The organism is Monashia sp. HAY1-2A, from assembly GCF_056755315.1.
Genome location: NZ_JBNDHY010000347.1, coordinates 1 through 307 on the forward strand (window position 1 = coordinate 1; position 307 = coordinate 307).

Annotated in this window: 1 protein-coding gene; it reads right to left on the reverse strand. The window is 69.4% G+C overall.

Annotated features, from left to right (window positions below):
* Positions 1-42 precede the first annotated feature (42 nt).
* A partial coding sequence (locus ACPYOM_RS22240; protein ID WP_481347626.1) for a hypothetical protein occupies positions 43-307 on the reverse strand: 265 nt, incomplete at its 5' end.

A 307-nucleotide genomic window follows, 5' to 3' on the forward strand; every position in this document is an offset into this window, starting at 1 on the left:
GGTCCCGGACGACCCCCTCTGGGCGCCCGGGACCAGCCCCTTTCAGAATGCGGCCAGGTCGCTGACGAGCCCGCGTTCCCCCACCTTCCGCATTGTCGCGATGACCCGGTTCTGGTCGATCGCGGGGGTCGTGCTCGCCGTCGTCGTCGTCGTCGCATGGTTGACGAAGGCGAGGACGCGGACGGTCGTGCCCTCACCGCCGTCGCCGGTCGTGTCCATGGCGCCGGCGTCGTAGACCTTTGCCGGGACGGTCGCACCGTTCTTGACCGCCATCGGCTTGATGTCTGCCGCCGCGACCTTCGTGAAC